The following is a 261-nucleotide window of genomic DNA, read 5'->3' on the forward strand; positions in this document are numbered from 1 at the left end:
GTTCTCCAGATACACGGCCGATTGCAGGACAATGGACGGAATGCCAGACCCCAACACGGCGGTCATGCCCTGGGTCGCTCCGTCAACGATGGCAGATGAGGGGAAGCGATCACCAGACGGCCCGCCCGTGACGTAGACCAGCAGGGGCAAGTTGACCTTGTGCGCGGCTGCGAAGAACGCAGCGGCCCAGTTCTGGCTGTCATCTGGCCCGCTTGGCATCGGGAAATGCAGGAAGGCTGCATCCACGCCGCGCAGCGCCTC

The 261-nt window shown here is 64.0% G+C and carries 1 protein-coding gene; it reads right to left on the reverse strand.

The genetic code is table 11. The features are described from left to right. Window positions 1-261: hypothetical protein (locus Q1A89_RS23465; RefSeq protein ID WP_299734162.1), on the reverse strand; the 261-nt coding region annotated here is incomplete at both ends.

The organism is uncultured Tateyamaria sp., from assembly GCF_947503045.1.
In the GTDB taxonomy this organism is placed as follows: Bacteria; Pseudomonadota; Alphaproteobacteria; order Rhodobacterales; family Rhodobacteraceae; genus Tateyamaria.